The 15725-nt window shown below is 43.8% G+C and carries 15 protein-coding genes, 1 tRNA gene and 3 pseudogenes; 3 read left to right on the top strand and 16 right to left on the bottom strand.

Annotated features, from left to right (window positions below; translation table 11 throughout):
* The coding region (locus IQ224_RS05165; RefSeq protein ID WP_194032645.1) for a transposase at positions 1 to 241 on the top strand (241 nt) is incomplete at its 5' end.
* Between the two features lie 218 nt (positions 242 to 459).
* Here the strand turns inward: IQ224_RS05165 and fldA are convergent.
* The 9 genes and pseudogenes from fldA to IQ224_RS05120 form a co-directional block, all read right to left on the bottom strand.
* Entirely contained in the window at positions 460 to 972 is a 513-nt protein-coding gene (fldA, locus tag IQ224_RS05160; RefSeq protein ID WP_002735314.1) for a flavodoxin FldA, read from the bottom strand.
* Between the two features lie 266 nt (positions 973 to 1238).
* On the bottom strand, positions 1239 to 2267 hold the full coding sequence (locus IQ224_RS05155; protein WP_002742255.1) for a chlorophyll a/b binding light-harvesting protein: 1029 nt from the start codon (positions 2265 to 2267) through the stop codon (positions 1239 to 1241).
* A 467-nt stretch (positions 2268 to 2734) separates the two neighbouring features.
* Positions 2735 to 3046, bottom strand: coding sequence for a hypothetical protein (locus IQ224_RS05150; protein ID WP_002742258.1), 312 nt, complete (start codon positions 3044 to 3046; stop codon positions 2735 to 2737).
* Positions 3047 to 3124: 78 nt separating this feature from the next.
* Positions 3125 to 3886 carry a twin-arginine translocase subunit TatC gene (gene tatC / locus IQ224_RS05145; RefSeq protein WP_002737652.1) on the bottom strand — a complete coding sequence of 254 codons (762 nt, stop codon included), beginning with the start codon at positions 3884 to 3886 and terminating at the stop codon, positions 3125 to 3127.
* Between the two features lie 172 nt (positions 3887 to 4058).
* A complete protein-coding gene (locus IQ224_RS05140; RefSeq protein WP_084990000.1) occupies positions 4059 to 4397 on the bottom strand; it encodes a DUF86 domain-containing protein in 339 nt (112 codons plus the stop codon).
* A complete protein-coding gene (locus IQ224_RS05135) occupies positions 4369 to 4701 on the bottom strand; it encodes a nucleotidyltransferase family protein (protein WP_002795251.1) in 333 nt (110 codons plus the stop codon). The genes IQ224_RS05140 and IQ224_RS05135 overlap by 29 nt, the downstream gene beginning before the upstream one ends.
* 31 nt (positions 4702 to 4732) lie before the next feature.
* Positions 4733 to 5224 (bottom strand): annotated as a pseudogene (gene tatC, locus IQ224_RS05130) (twin-arginine translocase subunit TatC); the annotation flags it as partial.
* A gap of 271 nt (positions 5225 to 5495) precedes the next feature.
* The gene (locus IQ224_RS05125; protein ID WP_194032644.1) at positions 5496 to 5786 is read right to left on the bottom strand and encodes a CHAT domain-containing protein; all 291 of its coding nucleotides are present in this window, start codon (positions 5784 to 5786) and stop codon (positions 5496 to 5498) included.
* A gap of 160 nt (positions 5787 to 5946) precedes the next feature.
* A complete protein-coding gene (locus IQ224_RS05120) occupies positions 5947 to 9699 on the bottom strand; it encodes a tetratricopeptide repeat protein (RefSeq protein ID WP_194032643.1) in 3753 nt (1250 codons plus the stop codon).
* Positions 9700 to 10338: 639 nt separating this feature from the next.
* Between IQ224_RS05120 and IQ224_RS05115 the strand changes: the two genes are divergently transcribed.
* Positions 10339 to 10494: a DUF4277 domain-containing protein gene (locus IQ224_RS05115; protein WP_002742273.1), complete on the top strand. Its 156-nt coding sequence runs from the start codon at positions 10339 to 10341 to the stop codon at positions 10492 to 10494.
* Positions 10473 to 11315, top strand: a complete 843-nt coding sequence (locus IQ224_RS05110; RefSeq protein WP_194032642.1) for a methyltransferase domain-containing protein — start codon at positions 10473 to 10475, stop codon at positions 11313 to 11315. The genes IQ224_RS05115 and IQ224_RS05110 overlap by 22 nt, the downstream gene beginning before the upstream one ends.
* Positions 11316 to 11403: 88 nt before the next feature.
* Here the strand turns inward: IQ224_RS05110 and brnA are convergent, their stop codons facing one another.
* The 7 genes and pseudogenes from brnA to IQ224_RS05075 form a co-directional block, all read right to left on the bottom strand.
* On the bottom strand, positions 11404 to 11628 hold the full coding sequence (brnA, locus tag IQ224_RS05105; protein WP_002742276.1) for a type II toxin-antitoxin system BrnA family antitoxin: 225 nt from the start codon (positions 11626 to 11628) through the stop codon (positions 11404 to 11406).
* Positions 11618 to 11806: pseudogene (locus IQ224_RS05100) on the bottom strand (BrnT family toxin); the annotation flags it as partial. The gene brnA and the pseudogene IQ224_RS05100, both read right to left, overlap by 11 nt.
* Before the next feature lie 664 nt (positions 11807 to 12470).
* A tRNA-Met gene (locus IQ224_RS05095) sits at positions 12471 to 12544 on the bottom strand.
* A gap of 91 nt (positions 12545 to 12635) precedes the next feature.
* Positions 12636 to 14462 (bottom strand): peptidoglycan DD-metalloendopeptidase family protein, encoded by a 1827-nt coding sequence (locus IQ224_RS05090; RefSeq protein WP_084989999.1) that lies wholly within the window; start codon positions 14460 to 14462, stop codon positions 12636 to 12638.
* Positions 14463 to 14806: 344 nt separating this feature from the next.
* Positions 14807 to 14968, bottom strand: a complete 162-nt coding sequence (locus tag IQ224_RS05085) for a hypothetical protein (protein WP_002742286.1) — start codon at positions 14966 to 14968, stop codon at positions 14807 to 14809.
* Between the two features lie 140 nt (positions 14969 to 15108).
* Positions 15109 to 15480, bottom strand: a pseudogene (locus IQ224_RS05080) (type II toxin-antitoxin system PemK/MazF family toxin).
* The gene (locus IQ224_RS05075) at positions 15477 to 15713 is read right to left on the bottom strand and encodes a hypothetical protein (protein ID WP_084989998.1); all 237 of its coding nucleotides are present in this window, start codon (positions 15711 to 15713) and stop codon (positions 15477 to 15479) included. The pseudogene IQ224_RS05080 and the gene IQ224_RS05075 overlap by 4 nt, the downstream one beginning before the upstream one ends.
* Between the last annotated feature and the right edge of the window lie 12 nt (positions 15714 to 15725).

Genomic DNA, 15725 nt, shown 5'->3' with positions numbered 1-15725 from the left:
AGAGGGAATGCTATCCATCTCGGAATGGTTGGCAAAATCCTCCAGTGTTTTTACTAAGAGTTGTCAAACAATCCGAAACTGGTTTGGAGAAATAATTAGTTATTTCGAGCGAAGGACAACGAATGGGATGGTCGAGGGAATCAACAATAAAATTAAACTAATAAAACGGAGAGGCTATGGCTTTAGAAACTTTCGGAATTTTTGGGTTAGAAGTATGTTATCTTGGCATCTTGTCTGTTGATTTAGCATAAAAAGTAACGAAGAGCCTCAATTAAATCCCTTGCCAGATAAGGATTTAGTCGATTTATGCCCCCCTATCGAACCATATCAAGTAACGAAGATCCATCAGTAGTCGGTGAAAAGAAAGCTGCGAACTAGCCACTTAATACTATTCACTGGTAACTGATAACTGATAACTGGTAACTGATAACTGATAACTGATAACTGATTGATAGCTAACTAAACGCCAAATTCGCCCTTAAGTCCCGCGACCCAAGTTTTGATCCGTTGTTCAGTTAAATCGGATTGGTTGTCTTCATCGAGGGCTAAACCGACAAATTTGCCATTTTTTAGGGCTTTCGACTCGTTAAAATCGTAACCTTCTGTCGGCCAGTAACCGACAGTTTTACCCCCTAGGGAGGCGATTTTTTCTTCCAGTATCCCCAGAGCATCTTGAAAGTTATCCGCATAACCGATTTGATCCCCCATCCCGAAATAAGCGACCTTTTTGGAGACGAAATCAATGTCATCCAATTCATCGTAAAAACCCGCCCAATCGCTTTGTAATTCGCCGATATTCCAGGTGGGACAACCGATAATCAGGGCATCGTAGGGGGCAAAATCCTCGGTAGAAGCGGAGGAGATATCGTGTAATTCTACAATTGCCTCACCTCCAAATTCTTTCTGAATCATTTCCGCTACCGTTTCGGTTTTGCCGGTTTGCGTGCCAAAAAATAAGCCAATTTTTGCCATAAAATTTGTCCTTGTTGCGAAATAAGTGAGTTTAACTCTTAATTCTCCTTGATAGGGAATAAAGCCCCTGATTACAGGTTTCTCTCTCTGAAACTGGCATTTCCTGCCGGCAAGAACTACAGTACCAATAAGAGCGAGAGCGTCCAATGTGATGCAGCAATTTGGTGTTACAACAGGTACAGTAAGGCATAAGGGACAGTTAGAAAGATTGATCAGCGGGGAAAATTAGGAAAATCGATAATTTATCCTAATCTTCCCTGAAAAAACTAGGCTTCTATCGCATTTAAGGCTTTTTCTACTCGTTTAAAGTCAAAACCCATCGCGCGTAAAGCGTGCCAGAGATGACCTTGTAAAAAGAAGAAAGCGAGGAAAAAGTGGGCATTAGCTAACCAACAGCGCGCCGTATGCACTCCAAAGGGCAATTTCACCGTGTCGGCAAAGTAGGGAGCAATTCCTAACTTCACTTCTAAAATTGGCCCGTAAAATTCGACTGGATAAGCGAGGGTATTTACCCCACAGAAATAGGCGGCCACGAAACCAGCGAGGGCAATTCCGCCCAAAGAATAGGATAAAATGGCTTCTCCGGAGAAAATCAGCACATTTCTCGCCCATTTGAGCGGGGGAACGATAATATGCCAGATACCGCCCCCAATTAACATTAAACCGACGTAGATATGACCACCGACTAAATCTTCGAGATTGTCCACAGTAGCAAAGTGGGTTTGATAGCCATAGATAACCCAAGGATCGAGGGTTGGTTCACTAACGACTCGGACAGCGCCGATAGTTGCGTCGTATAATCCCCCCCAGTACATAGCTTTGGCCACTAATAATAATGCAGCTATACCTAAAAAGAGCAGGTGATGACCGAGAATAACTCCTAATTGTCGGGGTTCACTCCAATCGAAATGGAATTTTTTCCCCGGACCAGAGGAATCTTTCAGGGTTTCTGGGACTCTTAACAGGTGAAATAAGGCTCCTGCTCCCAAAACTGCCGAAGAAATCAGATGAATTGAGCCAATCACGAAAAAGGGATAGATATCGATGATTTGCCCCTTTTCTCCGACTCCAAAGCCTAAAGTGGCCAGGTGCGGCAGTAAAATTAAGCCCTGTTCTGCCATGGCTATATCGGGGCGATACTGGGAAATTTCAAATAAGGTGAAGGCTCCTGCCCAAAAAGCGATTAAAGCAGCTTGGGCAACGTGGGCAACGATAAATAAGCCTGATTTATCGGCAAAACGGGCATTTCCTGCCCACCAGTCGTACTTGATCTGAGGATTGTCGTAGGTCTGCATGGCATCTTTTAACGAAAATAGAACCAAGCTTATTGATAATAATATGCAATAAGCTTTAAGTCTTAGTCTAGAATAATTCTCAATAAAGTCAAGTTAAGAATTGTTACAGTTGCTCGGTATCCTTTGATACATTAGTATTTTTAGCCGGTTTAGCCTTTGAAAATCAAGGCTTTTCAGCATGAATCTTGGATCGCAGCTAGAGTAATCTTCTCAAATAATTGAGAATAATTATTAATTAATTTCTTCTGAAAAAGGCCTAGAATAGGGTCAGGCAGAATGATCCGAGGCTGTGAGGCAGGAGTTTCAGGCTTTGTTGCCCCCTTTTCTTGTACCAGTTTATGTACTGCAAGAAGGATAATGCAAGGTTTTTGAAGGTTCCAATCCCATTTTCGCAGCATGAACATCGGATTTTAACAGGTCAAAAGCCTTATCTAAAAAGGGTTTTACCATTATTCAGCAAACCCTAATTACTTCCTCAGCAGTTCTTCGGCATTTTGCAGGATTTCGAGGACTTGTTCGGCACTAATCAAGCGTTTTAGCACCACTTGCCCGATAGTGGAGACAGCATCGGCAATTTCTGCACTCTTGGGGGCAACTTCCACCATAATCACAGTTTCTTCCACCTTATAAAGCCATAAAACCGGTTCTCCCTCTAAAATACCGATATTTAATCGCTCTATCTGTGGTGGTCGTCGCCAACTACTCGCATTGTCCCACAAACCACCAAATTCCCACACCCGTCCTATTGTCCAGCCTGCCGTTAAGAAAAAATATTTCACTTTGTTACTCAATCTAGAATCAATCTCTAGCTTTCTGGCTTAATTGGTTTTCAGCCGTCAAATTTTATCAAAAAACTGCTAACGTCCCGTTAATTTCACCACCCCAATGCCCCCAAAGTATAGACCCAAGACCGCCCCTGCTAACAGGGATTGGGTGAGAGGATCTGTGGAAGGGGTTAAAATCGCGCCTAAAATCACCGCACCTAAAACCACGAAACGCCAACCCGATAACATCGTTTGCGAGGAAATAATGCCCAAAAAGCTCAAAATCAATTGAATAACGGGAATTTGAAAGGCGATGCCAGTACTAAACAGTAAAAGTAAGACAAATTCAAAATAGCGCTCGATCGACCAAGCTTGTTCAACCACTTCCGCCCCATAACTGACAAAAAAGTTTAAAGCGGCGGGAATCAGGGCAATATAGGCAAAAAATAAACCAGCAAAAAATAAAACACTCGATCCTAACACTACCGGGACAATTAAACGCCGTTCGCGACGGGTTAACCCCGGCAGCACAAAGAGGATAATTTGCAGGAGAATGACGGGACTAGCCACCAGTATGCCGCTATATCCAGCTACTTTTAGGGAGACGAAAAAAAATTCTCCCGGGGCCAACTGCAAAAATTTTACCCCTTGGGCGGGGACTTCCAGCACTTGTACTAGGGGTTTAACGAAGATAAAACATCCCACCGCACCCACAGCCACGGCAATTAAACTATAAAAAATCCGGCGCCGCAACTCCTCCAAGTGGTCAAATAAGGACATTTCCACTTCTCCGGGTAACTCATCGAGGAATTCGGTACTGTCTGGGGGTGGGGTTTTTACTTCTGTCGATGACATGGCTTTGGCTCGATCGTTCTCTACTCAAGCCTTTATCCTAGCATTGATAACCCTTAGCTATTAGCCGTCAGCTATCAGAATCATTCCAACATCGTCGGGTTTGCTCGGTGACAGGTTGCCAATCGAGTTTGAATTAAGTGGAAAATTCTCCCTGATAGCGATCGCACTATTCTCAGGGTTCAGGTGGAATCTGTAACTGCAAGTCTTCAATCAGTGACGGGATTTCAGCCTGAACCACATCCCATACAATATTGAGGTTGACATCATCATATTCATGTACTAACCGATTTCTCATTCCATTGATTTCTTGCCAAGCAATGTTGGGAAAGATCTGGCGGGTTGTTTCGGAAACTCGTCTGGCTGCTTCGGCAATCACCAATAGCCGTCGAATGACTGAATCTTGAAGCTGCACATTGGCGACGAACTCAGCTTTTGAGCATTGAGCCGTGTAGGTCATGATCAGTTCTGCGGATTGCAGTATATCAAGCAGGAATTGAAGATCCCGTTGCATAAATCACCTGGGCAGAGGAAAGAATTTCGTGGCGACGTAAATAGTTACGGCTAGTTTCAATACCTTGACGGGTAATCAGATCAATGTCTCGGTCAAACATAGTTTTTAATTCTGCTTCCATCTGATCGAGGCTGCTGAAGGTGGGGTGTGCCTCTGGGTGAAACTGCACCATAATATCAATATCGCTGTCGGGGCGAAAGTCATCGCGCAGGACAGAGCCGAAAAGGGCAAATTCCATCACTTGCCAGCGTTGGCAGAAATCAGCAATTTTTTCCGTCGGCAGATCGATGGCAACGCTAGACATCTTCAGTTCTCCTCCTTGGGTTTCAGCTTGAAGACCAAGCTTGTTCGACCACTTCCGCCCCATAACTGACAAAAAAGTTTAAAGCGGCGGGAATCAGGGCAATATAGGCAAAAAATAAACCAGCAAAAAATAAAACACTCGAACCTAACACTACCGGGACAATTAAACGCCGTTCGCGACGGGTTAACCCCGGCAGCACAAAGAGGATAATTTGCAGGAGAATGACGGGACTAGCCACCAGTATGCCGCTATATCCAGCTACTTTTAGGGAGACGAAAAAAAATTCTCCCGGAGCTAACTGCAAAAATTTTACCCCTTGGGCGGGAACTTCCAGCACTTGCACTAGGGGTTTAACGAAGATAAAACATCCCACCGCACCCACAGCCACGGCAATTAAACTATAAAAAATCCGGCGCCGCAACTCCTCCAAGTGGTCAAATAAGGACATTTCCACTTCTCCGGGTAACTCATCGAGGAATTCAGGACTGTCTGGGGGTGGGGTTTTTACTTCTGTCGATGACATGGCTTTGGCTCGATCGTTCTCTACTCAAGCCTTTATCCTAGCATTGATAACCCTTAGCTATTAGCCGTCAGCTATCAGAATCATTCCAACATCGTCGGGTTTGCTCGGTGACAGGTTGCCAATCCAGAACTCAACCCACAAGAGCAGCATCGCACTTAAACCCACAGTTTCAATAAATGTGCATGGTGCGTTCCCCAAAAATCGATTGCTGGAGCAGTAAGAGCCACATTAGGGAACGCACCCTACAGCGATTGCGATCGCACTGCGTATATCAAAATACATTGCCATCTTTGGCACGCATATAAAGAACAGGGGTCGCAAACTCGCGATTGTCAAGTCCAAATTCTAGCGATATGGCGTTTCTTGCCGATTGCACAGCCCAATCAATAGGTTTGTGAGCAGCTACACAAGTATAGAATTCTTCCAGAAAAACTTTAGCCGTTTTGATATAAACCTTGTATTGCATGGCCACTACAGATGGTGCTCCTCTCTGTACCAATTGCTGTGCAATACCTGAAAAACCTTGCGGATCATTGCTCTGGGCACTTTCACAGCTTGCCATACAAATTAATCCGGTTCTTCGGTTTGTGTTATGCAATGGACGGGGGTTATAAGGGATGAAACCCTTATAGAAACAGACATTACCGCAATTTTTGTCAATTGTTTGCGATCTGGAGCGAACTAATCAATTAAGTCTCTTGCCAGATAAGGATTTAGTCGATTTATGCCCCCCTATCGAACCATACCAAGTAACGAAGAAGCATTAATCCTAGGTGATCGTCATACCCATTAAAAATATTTGCAAACCGCTCATCATCGACTAACCAAGTCTTCTTAGTATCTTCGTCTACTAGCGCTAGATAACCTTTAGAATTTTGATAAATTCCATGACCAACAAACTGAATAATGTCAGGTTTTTGCGATAGCAAAGCATCACGAATTTCCTTACGTGTTGCTCGTTTAACTGTTTGCAGTGTCATCCTATTAGTGCTTAGCTGCATATCTAAGGATTCTTTGAGAATTGTTTCCCACTCATCAGGATCGAGCCGTGCTTGGTCAATTGGATCAGCAATGATAGCCAACACATGAAGCGGATTTGAATGACGACGTACACGATCTGGTGGGAGAGGTAAGTTCAAGTAACGAGAAAATACGGTATTGGGATTGGTAGCCAAGAAGTAGCCGCCCATTGAGCGGTAAACAAACTCTAAGGGCAAACTAGCAATATTTGAGGGTTCAATCCTCATGCGTATACGCAATTTGGCCTGATCCTGTCTCGCGGCAGCTTCAGTCACTTGGAGATGGGTATGGATAGAGTTTGGAAAGAGCCAATCATATAGTGCGCGTCCAATTTCCTTTAATAGATCAGAATCTGTTTGTCGTCTTTCGATAAGTTGCCAAGACAGCCGAATATTGCTAGGTTGTTTAATTTCGATATATGCTTCAACTTCTCCCTGCGGTGAAGTTGCAAACGCATGACCACTAGCGTCAATATACAAATCAAAATCAACATAATTTTCTTGCATAACTTTTTCTCCATCCATTAATATTGTTTCGTTCTCATTTTTCTTAGTTGGGCGACTAAGTTTAGAGGTTTTTAATTTGATATGAGCAGGCAAAACTGACGCATGGTAAGTGATTCTCGTGACAGAATATGGTAAGCCTGTAAGCGTAGTTGGTAGAGTCGGAAAGTAATAAGCAAGATCAAGGTTCTCTAAACTACTTGAAGGCTGATCCCATAGATTGAGTAATGTTGTTTCATCAGCTTCCAATTCTTCCGATAGAACTAATTGGGCAGCATAGGCGTTAAGTGATTGCTTAGCCTCTTCAAGGTTACCGAGTCTCAACTGAACAAAAGCATTCAACCATTGATCAAAGTATTTCTCTTCCCTTAGATTTAAGAATATTGCGTCTAATGCCCTTTCAGGATGCCCTGAACTGAGCCAAGCAAAGGCTTCAATAGTTGCCAGAAGAGAATATCGATTTCCATTTCTTCGTATATTTCTTGCGTAGGTAGCAGATACTTCCCAGTCCCCTCGTATTTGGTACACTAACGCTTGTCCTAAGCTAGCAGCTTGGGGTGTTAATCCTTTCGTTACTTGTAAAAATCGTGTTATCGCTTTTTCATCTTGAATAGCTGCATAAATTAAGATGACTGACTCATATAATGAAGATGAGATAGCTTGATTGGGAGTATCAACCTCAGTGATTCCATTCAGCAAGATTTGGATGGCTTCTTCCACTTCATTGGATATTAGAAGTAATTTCGCATAGCTGGTGTATACTGCAAGTCCTCCTTTTTTTATCTCAATATTACTACGCATAGCATTCTTGAGAATAGATATTGCCTGATCCTGTTTGCCTATCTCAAATAATACCGTACCACACTGGACATATAAAGCAGCTAAACCTTTATCAGCAGGAATTCTATTTATACCTTCTTTAAGTAGTGAAGCAGCTTTTGCCGAATCACCAATTTGTTGCAACAACTGCCCACAGAGTATATACAAAGAAGTAAGGCTTTTATCCGTAGGTATTTGAGAAATTCCACGCTTCAGCAAAGCTATTGCTTTTTTAGGTTTATTTGTCTGTGTTAAAAGTTCTGCGCAAAGGTAGTATACAGAGGCAAGACTCTTATCAGCGGGAATATTTTCAATTCCCTCTTCTAAAAGAGAGATAGCATCATCATATTGCTCTAACTCTGAAAAAATATTGCCAAGCTTGCAATACAAATCGGCAAGACCCTTGTCAAAGGGAATTTGATCAATTCCTTGTCTTAGGAGTGTAATTGCCTCATCATGTTGTTTTATCTGAGTTAAGATTTCAGCACATCCAATATACAAGGAAACGAGACTTTTACTAGGAGGTATACGCTTGATACCTTGCTTTAAGCTATCAATCGCTTCATTATGGCGATCCATTTCAGCAAGTATTTTGGCCAGTCGATTAATTAAATCGGCTAGATTCTTATCTGAGGGAAGACGATCAATTCCTTGTCTCAAGACTCTGAGGGCATCTTCGTGCTGCTCCATCTGCATTGACAATTCACTACACAAGAGCCAAGATGAAGCATTGTTATCAGATTTGGCACGATGAGCATGATTCAGAGCACGTCTAAGGTCATTTCGCTGATTCCGTGCTTGAAACATACGCGCAAGATGATACTCCAAATTTTTGGGACCAGGTTCTTGGAGTAGGGACGAAAGAACTGCAATGCGCTCATCTAACTCCTCAGTATTTGAAGGTATAGGAGGAGAACCGCTCAATGTAGAAAATATGTGGCTTTGAAAACGAGGAGCAATATTCCCTAAATCATCTGGTCGTCCTGCTTTTACCAAATGGTAACGTGCTTCGACAAAATGACCACCTAAAGCACCCCATCCCTCAATTTTTCCTGCTTGAAAGTGACGTGTGTAGTGATGTGAGGCGATGCTATGAGCTTGTTGAAGGCCATTAGGCATTTGCCCTAACTTCTGTAATCCAATCTCACGAACAATAGGATGTAAAGCAAACCACTTACCACGAAGCTCCATTAAGAATCGATTAACCATTTCCCGCTTGAATCTGGCGTATACTTCTTTCTCCTTAAAGATATCTAGTATTGCTTCTTTTCTAAATGACTTTCGATGTACTGAAAGACGATATAAGCCAAGTAGGTCTTCATCAGAAAGCTGATTTAACGCTTTCTCAAGTATCTGGCGCTCAAGATCTTCTACTAAATCTGCAGAAATTTCTTGATCATCCATTTCCCATATCTCAGGCTGTATACCAATTAAGTCATCAAGTGGTTCATATGCTAAGTTTCTTACTAGTAATTTAATTGCTCTAGGATTTCCCCCTAACCATTTAACGACTTCATAACGTCGCTCAAGTGCTATTTCATCTAGTCGGTCGTCCTCTTTTGCAAGGGACTCTAATAACTCCACACCATCATCAGGGGACATTCCATTTAGTGTTCGTATAGCGTAAGGCTCAGACCAACTAGCTCGTTCTACTAAACGATTAGTAAGAAGAAGGATACGTCCTTTTAACCATTTTCGCCTTGCAATAGTGCTTAACACCTTTGCAAATCCCCCCAAAGTAATCGCTCTTGTCCCCTTCATCGAACGCTGAAATTCATCAATGATAATAAGTATAGGATTATTAACTATGGTACTTAAAACATCTAACAATGGACGATTATTCTCTATGGCATTTGCAAGTTCACCTTGACCTACGCTGTTTAGCTCCATCGCCAAGTTGAGCAATAAGTCATCAGTCGGATCACCGTCAGTTTCTGGTGCCTCAATCATAATGGCAGGGGTTCTTGCAGCGTTCATGCGCACCAGTAACTCATCAGCAATGGTAGTTTTACCTGTTCCAGGAAAACCCTCTAAAAAACAAACTGGAGCATTGTTGCTGTTACTTATCCAGGTATTTAAGAACCAACCTAAATGAGCATTGTGTGATTCTCCAATAAGTCCAGACTGAGACATGACTTAGCGCTTTCTGACAATTTAGAATCATTCTAGCGATGATTCTAAATTGTCTGACCGCACCCCTTGACAAAAATTTACAATTATTCGACCTTTAGCGATCGCTATCGGGGGATAGTTGTTTTTTGTTAGAGCATTGGGGAGAAGGGAGCGGGTTGTTCAAGTTGGATTGGGAGTTAATCATGGTACAAGGCAACAGGCTCCAAAAAAGAAGGTAAAAACTAAGCACATCAAAGCTTTTAGCTTAACCAATTAGGTTTTAGATTTGTCCCTTGTTATCAGATGTGAGTTTTCAGGCTCTTCTAGGTTCTGTGTGATAAGTTTAACTTACAATCAATATGATCGATCGATCTTTGTGTCCTTTGTGTCTTTGTGGTTCGTTCCACCCCCTCGCTAGGAGGAATGTATCTTAGAATACATTTTACCCACCAAACCTGGGAGATCCGCTAAAAGTAAGACGCGGCGAAAAAATGCCAAACAACCCTTTTAAAATGTCAGTGAGTCAGCCTTAGAGCGCCTTAGAGGAGAGCATCTCACCTTTGTAACCCATATTCCGTACTGGTTAAGAGGAGGTAAAAAATAAACTCAGAAATAGCGACGGAATAGCTACAATCAAATCAACCAGTCACTCACCTGACAATGACTCAACTAACCGTTAAAAATCCCGACCATTTAGGCATCATCGCCGCTATCATTGATGAGCTAGGTATTGTGGACTATATGAATCAACAACTTGGAGAAAAAGACACCACCCACTCACTTAGGAAATCACCATGGAACTTTATCAACGAATAGCCGATTTTTATGACTCCTCTAGTGGACTATGGGAAAGGATTTGGGGCGAACATATGCACCATGGTTACTACGGTCGCGGCGGCAAGATTAAACTCGATCGCCGTCAGGCACAAATTGATTTAATAGAAGAATTATTAACTTGGGGTGGTGTCACCGGCGCTAATCAGATTCTCGATGTCGGTTGTGGTATTGGTGGCAGTAGTCTTTATCTGGCCGAAAAATTTCACAGCCAAGGAGTGGGGATTACCTTATCCCCGGTACAGGCCGCTAGAGCCAGCCAAAGAGCGCAAGAGTTCAATTTAGAAGAACAAGTGAGTTTTTGCGTGGCTGATGCCCTAAAAACCCCCTTTCCTGAGAATAATTTTGATCTGGTCTGGTCTTTGGAAAGTGGCGAACATATGCCCGATAAAAGGCAATTTCTGCGGGAATGTTATCGGGTTTTGCAGCCTGGGGGGACTTTTTTGATGGCTACTTGGTGTCATCGTCCCACCACTTCCCTGGCCGGTAATTTAACGGAAGGAGAGATTAAACTATTAAACGAGATTTATCAGGTTTATTGTCTGCCCTATGTGATTTCTTTGCCAGAATACGCCGATATTGCCCGTGAAATTGGCTTTCAAGACCTAAAAACCGATGATTGGTCTCTATCGGTGGCCGCTTTTTGGGATGTGGTGATTGATTCGTCCCTAACCCCAAATGCGATCGCAGGTTTGTTAGCAAGCGGTTATACTACTATCCAAGGGGCCTTATCTTTAGGGTTAATGCGGCGCGGTTACGAGTCGGGTTTAATTCGTCTTGGTTTACTGCAAGGGAAAAAATAATCGGCGTTGTCAGATCAGAATAGGAAAGATGCAATGCAATCCTTGCTATCAAAGTAATTTGAGTTCCGGTGCTGATTCGGATCATCTTTCAATTTGACAACGCCAATTTTTCCCCAATCCAGTCTTTGACAATAGCTTGTAACGGTAAATCACGACGCTGACTTTCTTGCTCAAGAGCCTCTACCATCCATGAGGGAAACTCAAACGCAATTGTTTGTTCGTCGGAATTAGAACGTTTAATTTTAGTTAAATCCAAGTATTCGATGATATTTTCTCCATCATCAAATTTGCGGTCAAAATCTTCAGCTTTCATAAATTTCTACATCTTCGGATCTAGAGCGTCGGACTGAAATAATACGGATTTTGGTTTGACGATAGGTAACTACGGCTGACCAATGCTTACCTGCTATTATACCAATAACAACAAATCGTGGTTCATTTTCTGTTCGGGCTGAAATTTCGACTTTTTGGGAATCTAACCATAATACTTGAGCTTCAACAAAATCTAGACCATGTTTATTTTTGTTAGCTTGGCTTTTATTAGGATCAAAGGCTCTTCGTTACTTGTTATGGTTCGATAGGGGGGCATAAATCAACAAAATCTTTATCTGGTAAGGGATTTAATTGATTAGTTCGCTTTAGATAAAAAACAATTGACAAAAATCGCCCAATGTCTTTCTCTATAAGGGTTCCATCCCTTATAACTCCCGTCTATTGCATAAGACAAACCGAAGAACCGGATCAAATTCAAATTCCGGTTTTTTCATTCTCTTGGCTTCGTTTCCGTGGCTGCATCTCAATTTGGTCGAAATATCTATAGGACATTTTGGGCGCACGCAGTTCGATAAACTCACTGACCACTAGGTACTCCTACCAGAATATTATGGTAGTGACTGTATCGGCAAAAGTTATAGTCATTTCAGATAAGTCTGATACAGTCTAGACCGACAAAACCCTTATGAACTCTGGGATTGATATTCTCAATCTTAATTGAAATGACTATACAGTACAATTGGGCTAATAAATTTTGGAATTCCCTTGCTGCTGTTATCAGTAAAAAGTTATCAGGTAGAACCCGAAGGGAGCGTCCCCAAGTAAAAGGGAAAGAGATATCACCTGAGCATGATCTTGCTGGTTTTCTTGGATCTTGTCCGATGGCTCAGGGCAGATTTGAACTGCCGACCTTGGGCTTATGAGTCCCCTGCTCTGACCAACTGAGCTACTAAGCCGTTGTTTACACAGTTATCAATCATAACACATAATCACCCAATTGCACAAGAGCAAAAAAGGGAAGAAAAAATCTTCCCTTTGGGGGCATCTTTAACGTCTGCCTGGCAGGAAAGCCATGGGATTAACTGCTCCCCGGCCGGAGGGGTGAACCTCGAAATGTAGGTGGGGGCCGGTGCTAAAGCCACTGCTGCCCATCTGGGCGATCGGTTCGCCTTGCTGAACAGTTTGGCCGCGACGCACCAGCAGACGGCTGTTATGGGCATAGAGAGTGGTGCTACCATCGGGGTGACGAAGTTTCACCAGATTGCCATAGCCGCCCGAATTCCAACCGGAGGCGATTACTTCACCGGCTGCCGCCGCCACAATCGGGGTCCCCACTGGACCGGCGATATCGATGCCGCGATGAGGTCTGCCCCAGCGCCAACCGAAACCGGAGGTTAACACACCTCTAGTGGGCCAAATAAAGCCGGTAAAAATCGGGGCGGGGTTAGGTAAATGCTCATCGGGATTAGTGAGGGGAGGAAGGGAAGGTTCTACGGTTTCGCCGACGGGAATTCGGAGGCGGTCATTATATTCTTCCACATTGGTAGGAGCCGAACCGATAATCTGGGGGGGGGTGCTTTGGTTAGAACGAGAACGAAGGGCTGTCCATTGGGGATTAGGGGTTATTTGCCGATCATCGGGGGTTTCTGCGGGATTATCGACGGGAATAGCGATACTTTTCTGGGTTTCCGAAAGGTTAGTTTCCCGCAGATTAGCCACCTCTTGGCGCAATCTTTCCCGATAGCTGCCGGTGATATTTTCGGGAAATTCTTCCGTCCCCGTGGTGGCGGTAGCGGCCGGCAAATTTTGCCGATTGCTGGGGTTAAAAGACAACCTAGTGCGATCGCCGTCCAAAGGGGTAAGATTTTGATTAACTCTAGCGTTGGCAGAGCGATCAGGAACCACTAGGGTTTGATTAACTTTAATCCGGTTGGGGTTGTCAATGCCGTTTTCCCTAGCTAATTCGGCGGGGGTGATGCCGAGAGCGCGAGCGATCGTGTTTAAGGTATCCCCTGGCCGAACCCGATAAACTTGGTTTTCTGGGGGAACTATGACCCGAGGATTGGGAATGGCAGGAATTTCAGTCACAGGAGCCGGATTTCGTAGGGCAACGCTGGGAATTTCCGGTCTGCTGGTTAAGGGAGGATTAACGGGAATTGTGGCTATCGGGCGATCGCTTTCAGGGGTGGGAACGGGAATCGGGATCACCTGGCCGGTTGGTCGGGGGGACTCTTCGGGAGCAATAACGGGAATCTCGACGCTAGTTGGCGAATTATCGGGAACGAGAGCGGTAGTTTCGGTGACGATTACCGTTTCCCCGGAATTGGACTGATGGGGGTTTTCCTCGGTTCGCAAGGCGGCCAAACTTTCTTGGAGACGTTGACGGGTTTGACGGAGACTAGCAGAGGAACTATCCAACTGCTCAGGAGTTGCTGCCGGGGCTGCCGGGGGCAACTGCTCAGGAGTGGGAATTTTTAAGGTTTGTCCGATAATCAAATCGGATTGGGGGGAGAGATTATTGCGGGTAGCGATCGCTGTGGGGGTGGTTTGATAGCTGTCGGCTAAACTCCACAGGGATTCTCCCGGTTTTACCTGATGCTCAACCACTGATGTGGCGATGAATTTGACAGTGGCGAGTGCTTGGGATTGGATTATTTGCGGTTCTTTTAGTTCTTTACCCGCAGCTTTGGCTTTTTGGGCCAGGTCAATCACTTCCCATTCTAAGGGTACAGAATTGGCGGCCTGGGCTGATTCTGAGGTGGAGTTGAGAATGCTAGGTACTCCCAGAGAGAGTGCTAATCCCAGTAGAGCAACTGAGTAACGGACTCGGTTAGACTCAGCGGTGCAATTCTGTTCTGGGGTAGCGGATGTCATGGGGTTGTGGATAAAAGTCTCTTTCAAACAGACCTCCTGTGGTGTAAAGAGTTAGCTAGAGCCAGTGGATTAAGCCGATGGATCTAGCTTTCAGCATTAGCCTTGAGGCTAGAGTATAAGTTAAGCAACTTTACTTTTTAGTCAAAATACCTAAAGGTGACTTTTAGGTGAGATTAACTTAGATTTTGAAATTATGCAAGTCTATCTCTGACCATTAGCACTGGGATCACAGCAAGTTGGTGACATTTTGAATGTCCAGATTGACGATGCTCTATCTCAGATGTTCCAAGCTGATCAGCATTTTTCGTCCTGCCAATTTTTGCCAGTTTTTTGATAGAAAATTTTTATCGGTTTTGCCGTTTACTAAAGAAATTATTAATGATTCGCCGCTCGCAAGGAGCAATGATGGCTATTGGGGGGGCGATAATTAGGGTTTGCCCAAAAAGTTTTTCGTGGGGTGTGGGGTGTGGGGTTTTACCGAGAACAATACGGGGCGTTGATGTCAAAACAAATACAGCCTAACGCCTACTGGCTCTTCATAGAAATTCCCCAAGCTAGAGAAAATTATTGGGATGAGCCTCAAAGATATTATTGATGCCTTACCTGCGGGTTTTTGCACCCGACAAGAGCGGTGATCGTACTATCCTTATAGTTGGTATCCTAATGTTATCAACACAACATCTTCTAGTTGAGCTATTGTTTCAGTCCTAAGTAGTCCTAATCGCTGAATTAAACGGGTCTTATCTAACACTCTAATTTGAAAACAAAGTGCGACTGAATCCTGCGATAACCCGCCATCTCCCTGTCTAATCAACATACAGATTGGTAATAAAGCACGGCGTTGGTTTGTCGTTAGGGGAATAGCAATGGTTGTTGTGGAAAATTGAGAAACAATATCATTCCATCATTATTTTTCAAATTGAAAAATAATGATGGGACGAATACCTGCCTGCTCAGAACCTTGAGCAGGATTGAGGTTTGCTAACCAAACTTCCCCACGTTTAAGCTGTTCAGTCATTGATGCTCTTCCTGAGCAAGCATCGCCGCATAATCATCCATTCCAGCCTCGGCAAAGATACGGTCTTCCTCGGCGAAATCAGTCGCAAGGGAAGCAAGTTGACTAGGATCGAGAATGGTCCGGCGGCGTTTATCTTGGAACTTGAGAAAAGCAATGAAGTTAGCAACTTGCTGAAGTTGATCATTAGTTAGTTGGTCAAGGTCTTGCTTAAGAGCTTGGCGAGTGACTGGCATAGCAGCGAGTTA

The organism is Microcystis sp. LEGE 00066, assembly GCF_015207925.1.
In the GTDB taxonomy this organism is placed as follows: Bacteria; Cyanobacteriota; Cyanobacteriia; order Cyanobacteriales; family Microcystaceae; genus Microcystis; species Microcystis ichthyoblabe_A.
The sequence above is the reverse complement of the archived record's forward strand: the minus strand, read 5'-3'. Positions and strand labels throughout refer to the sequence as shown.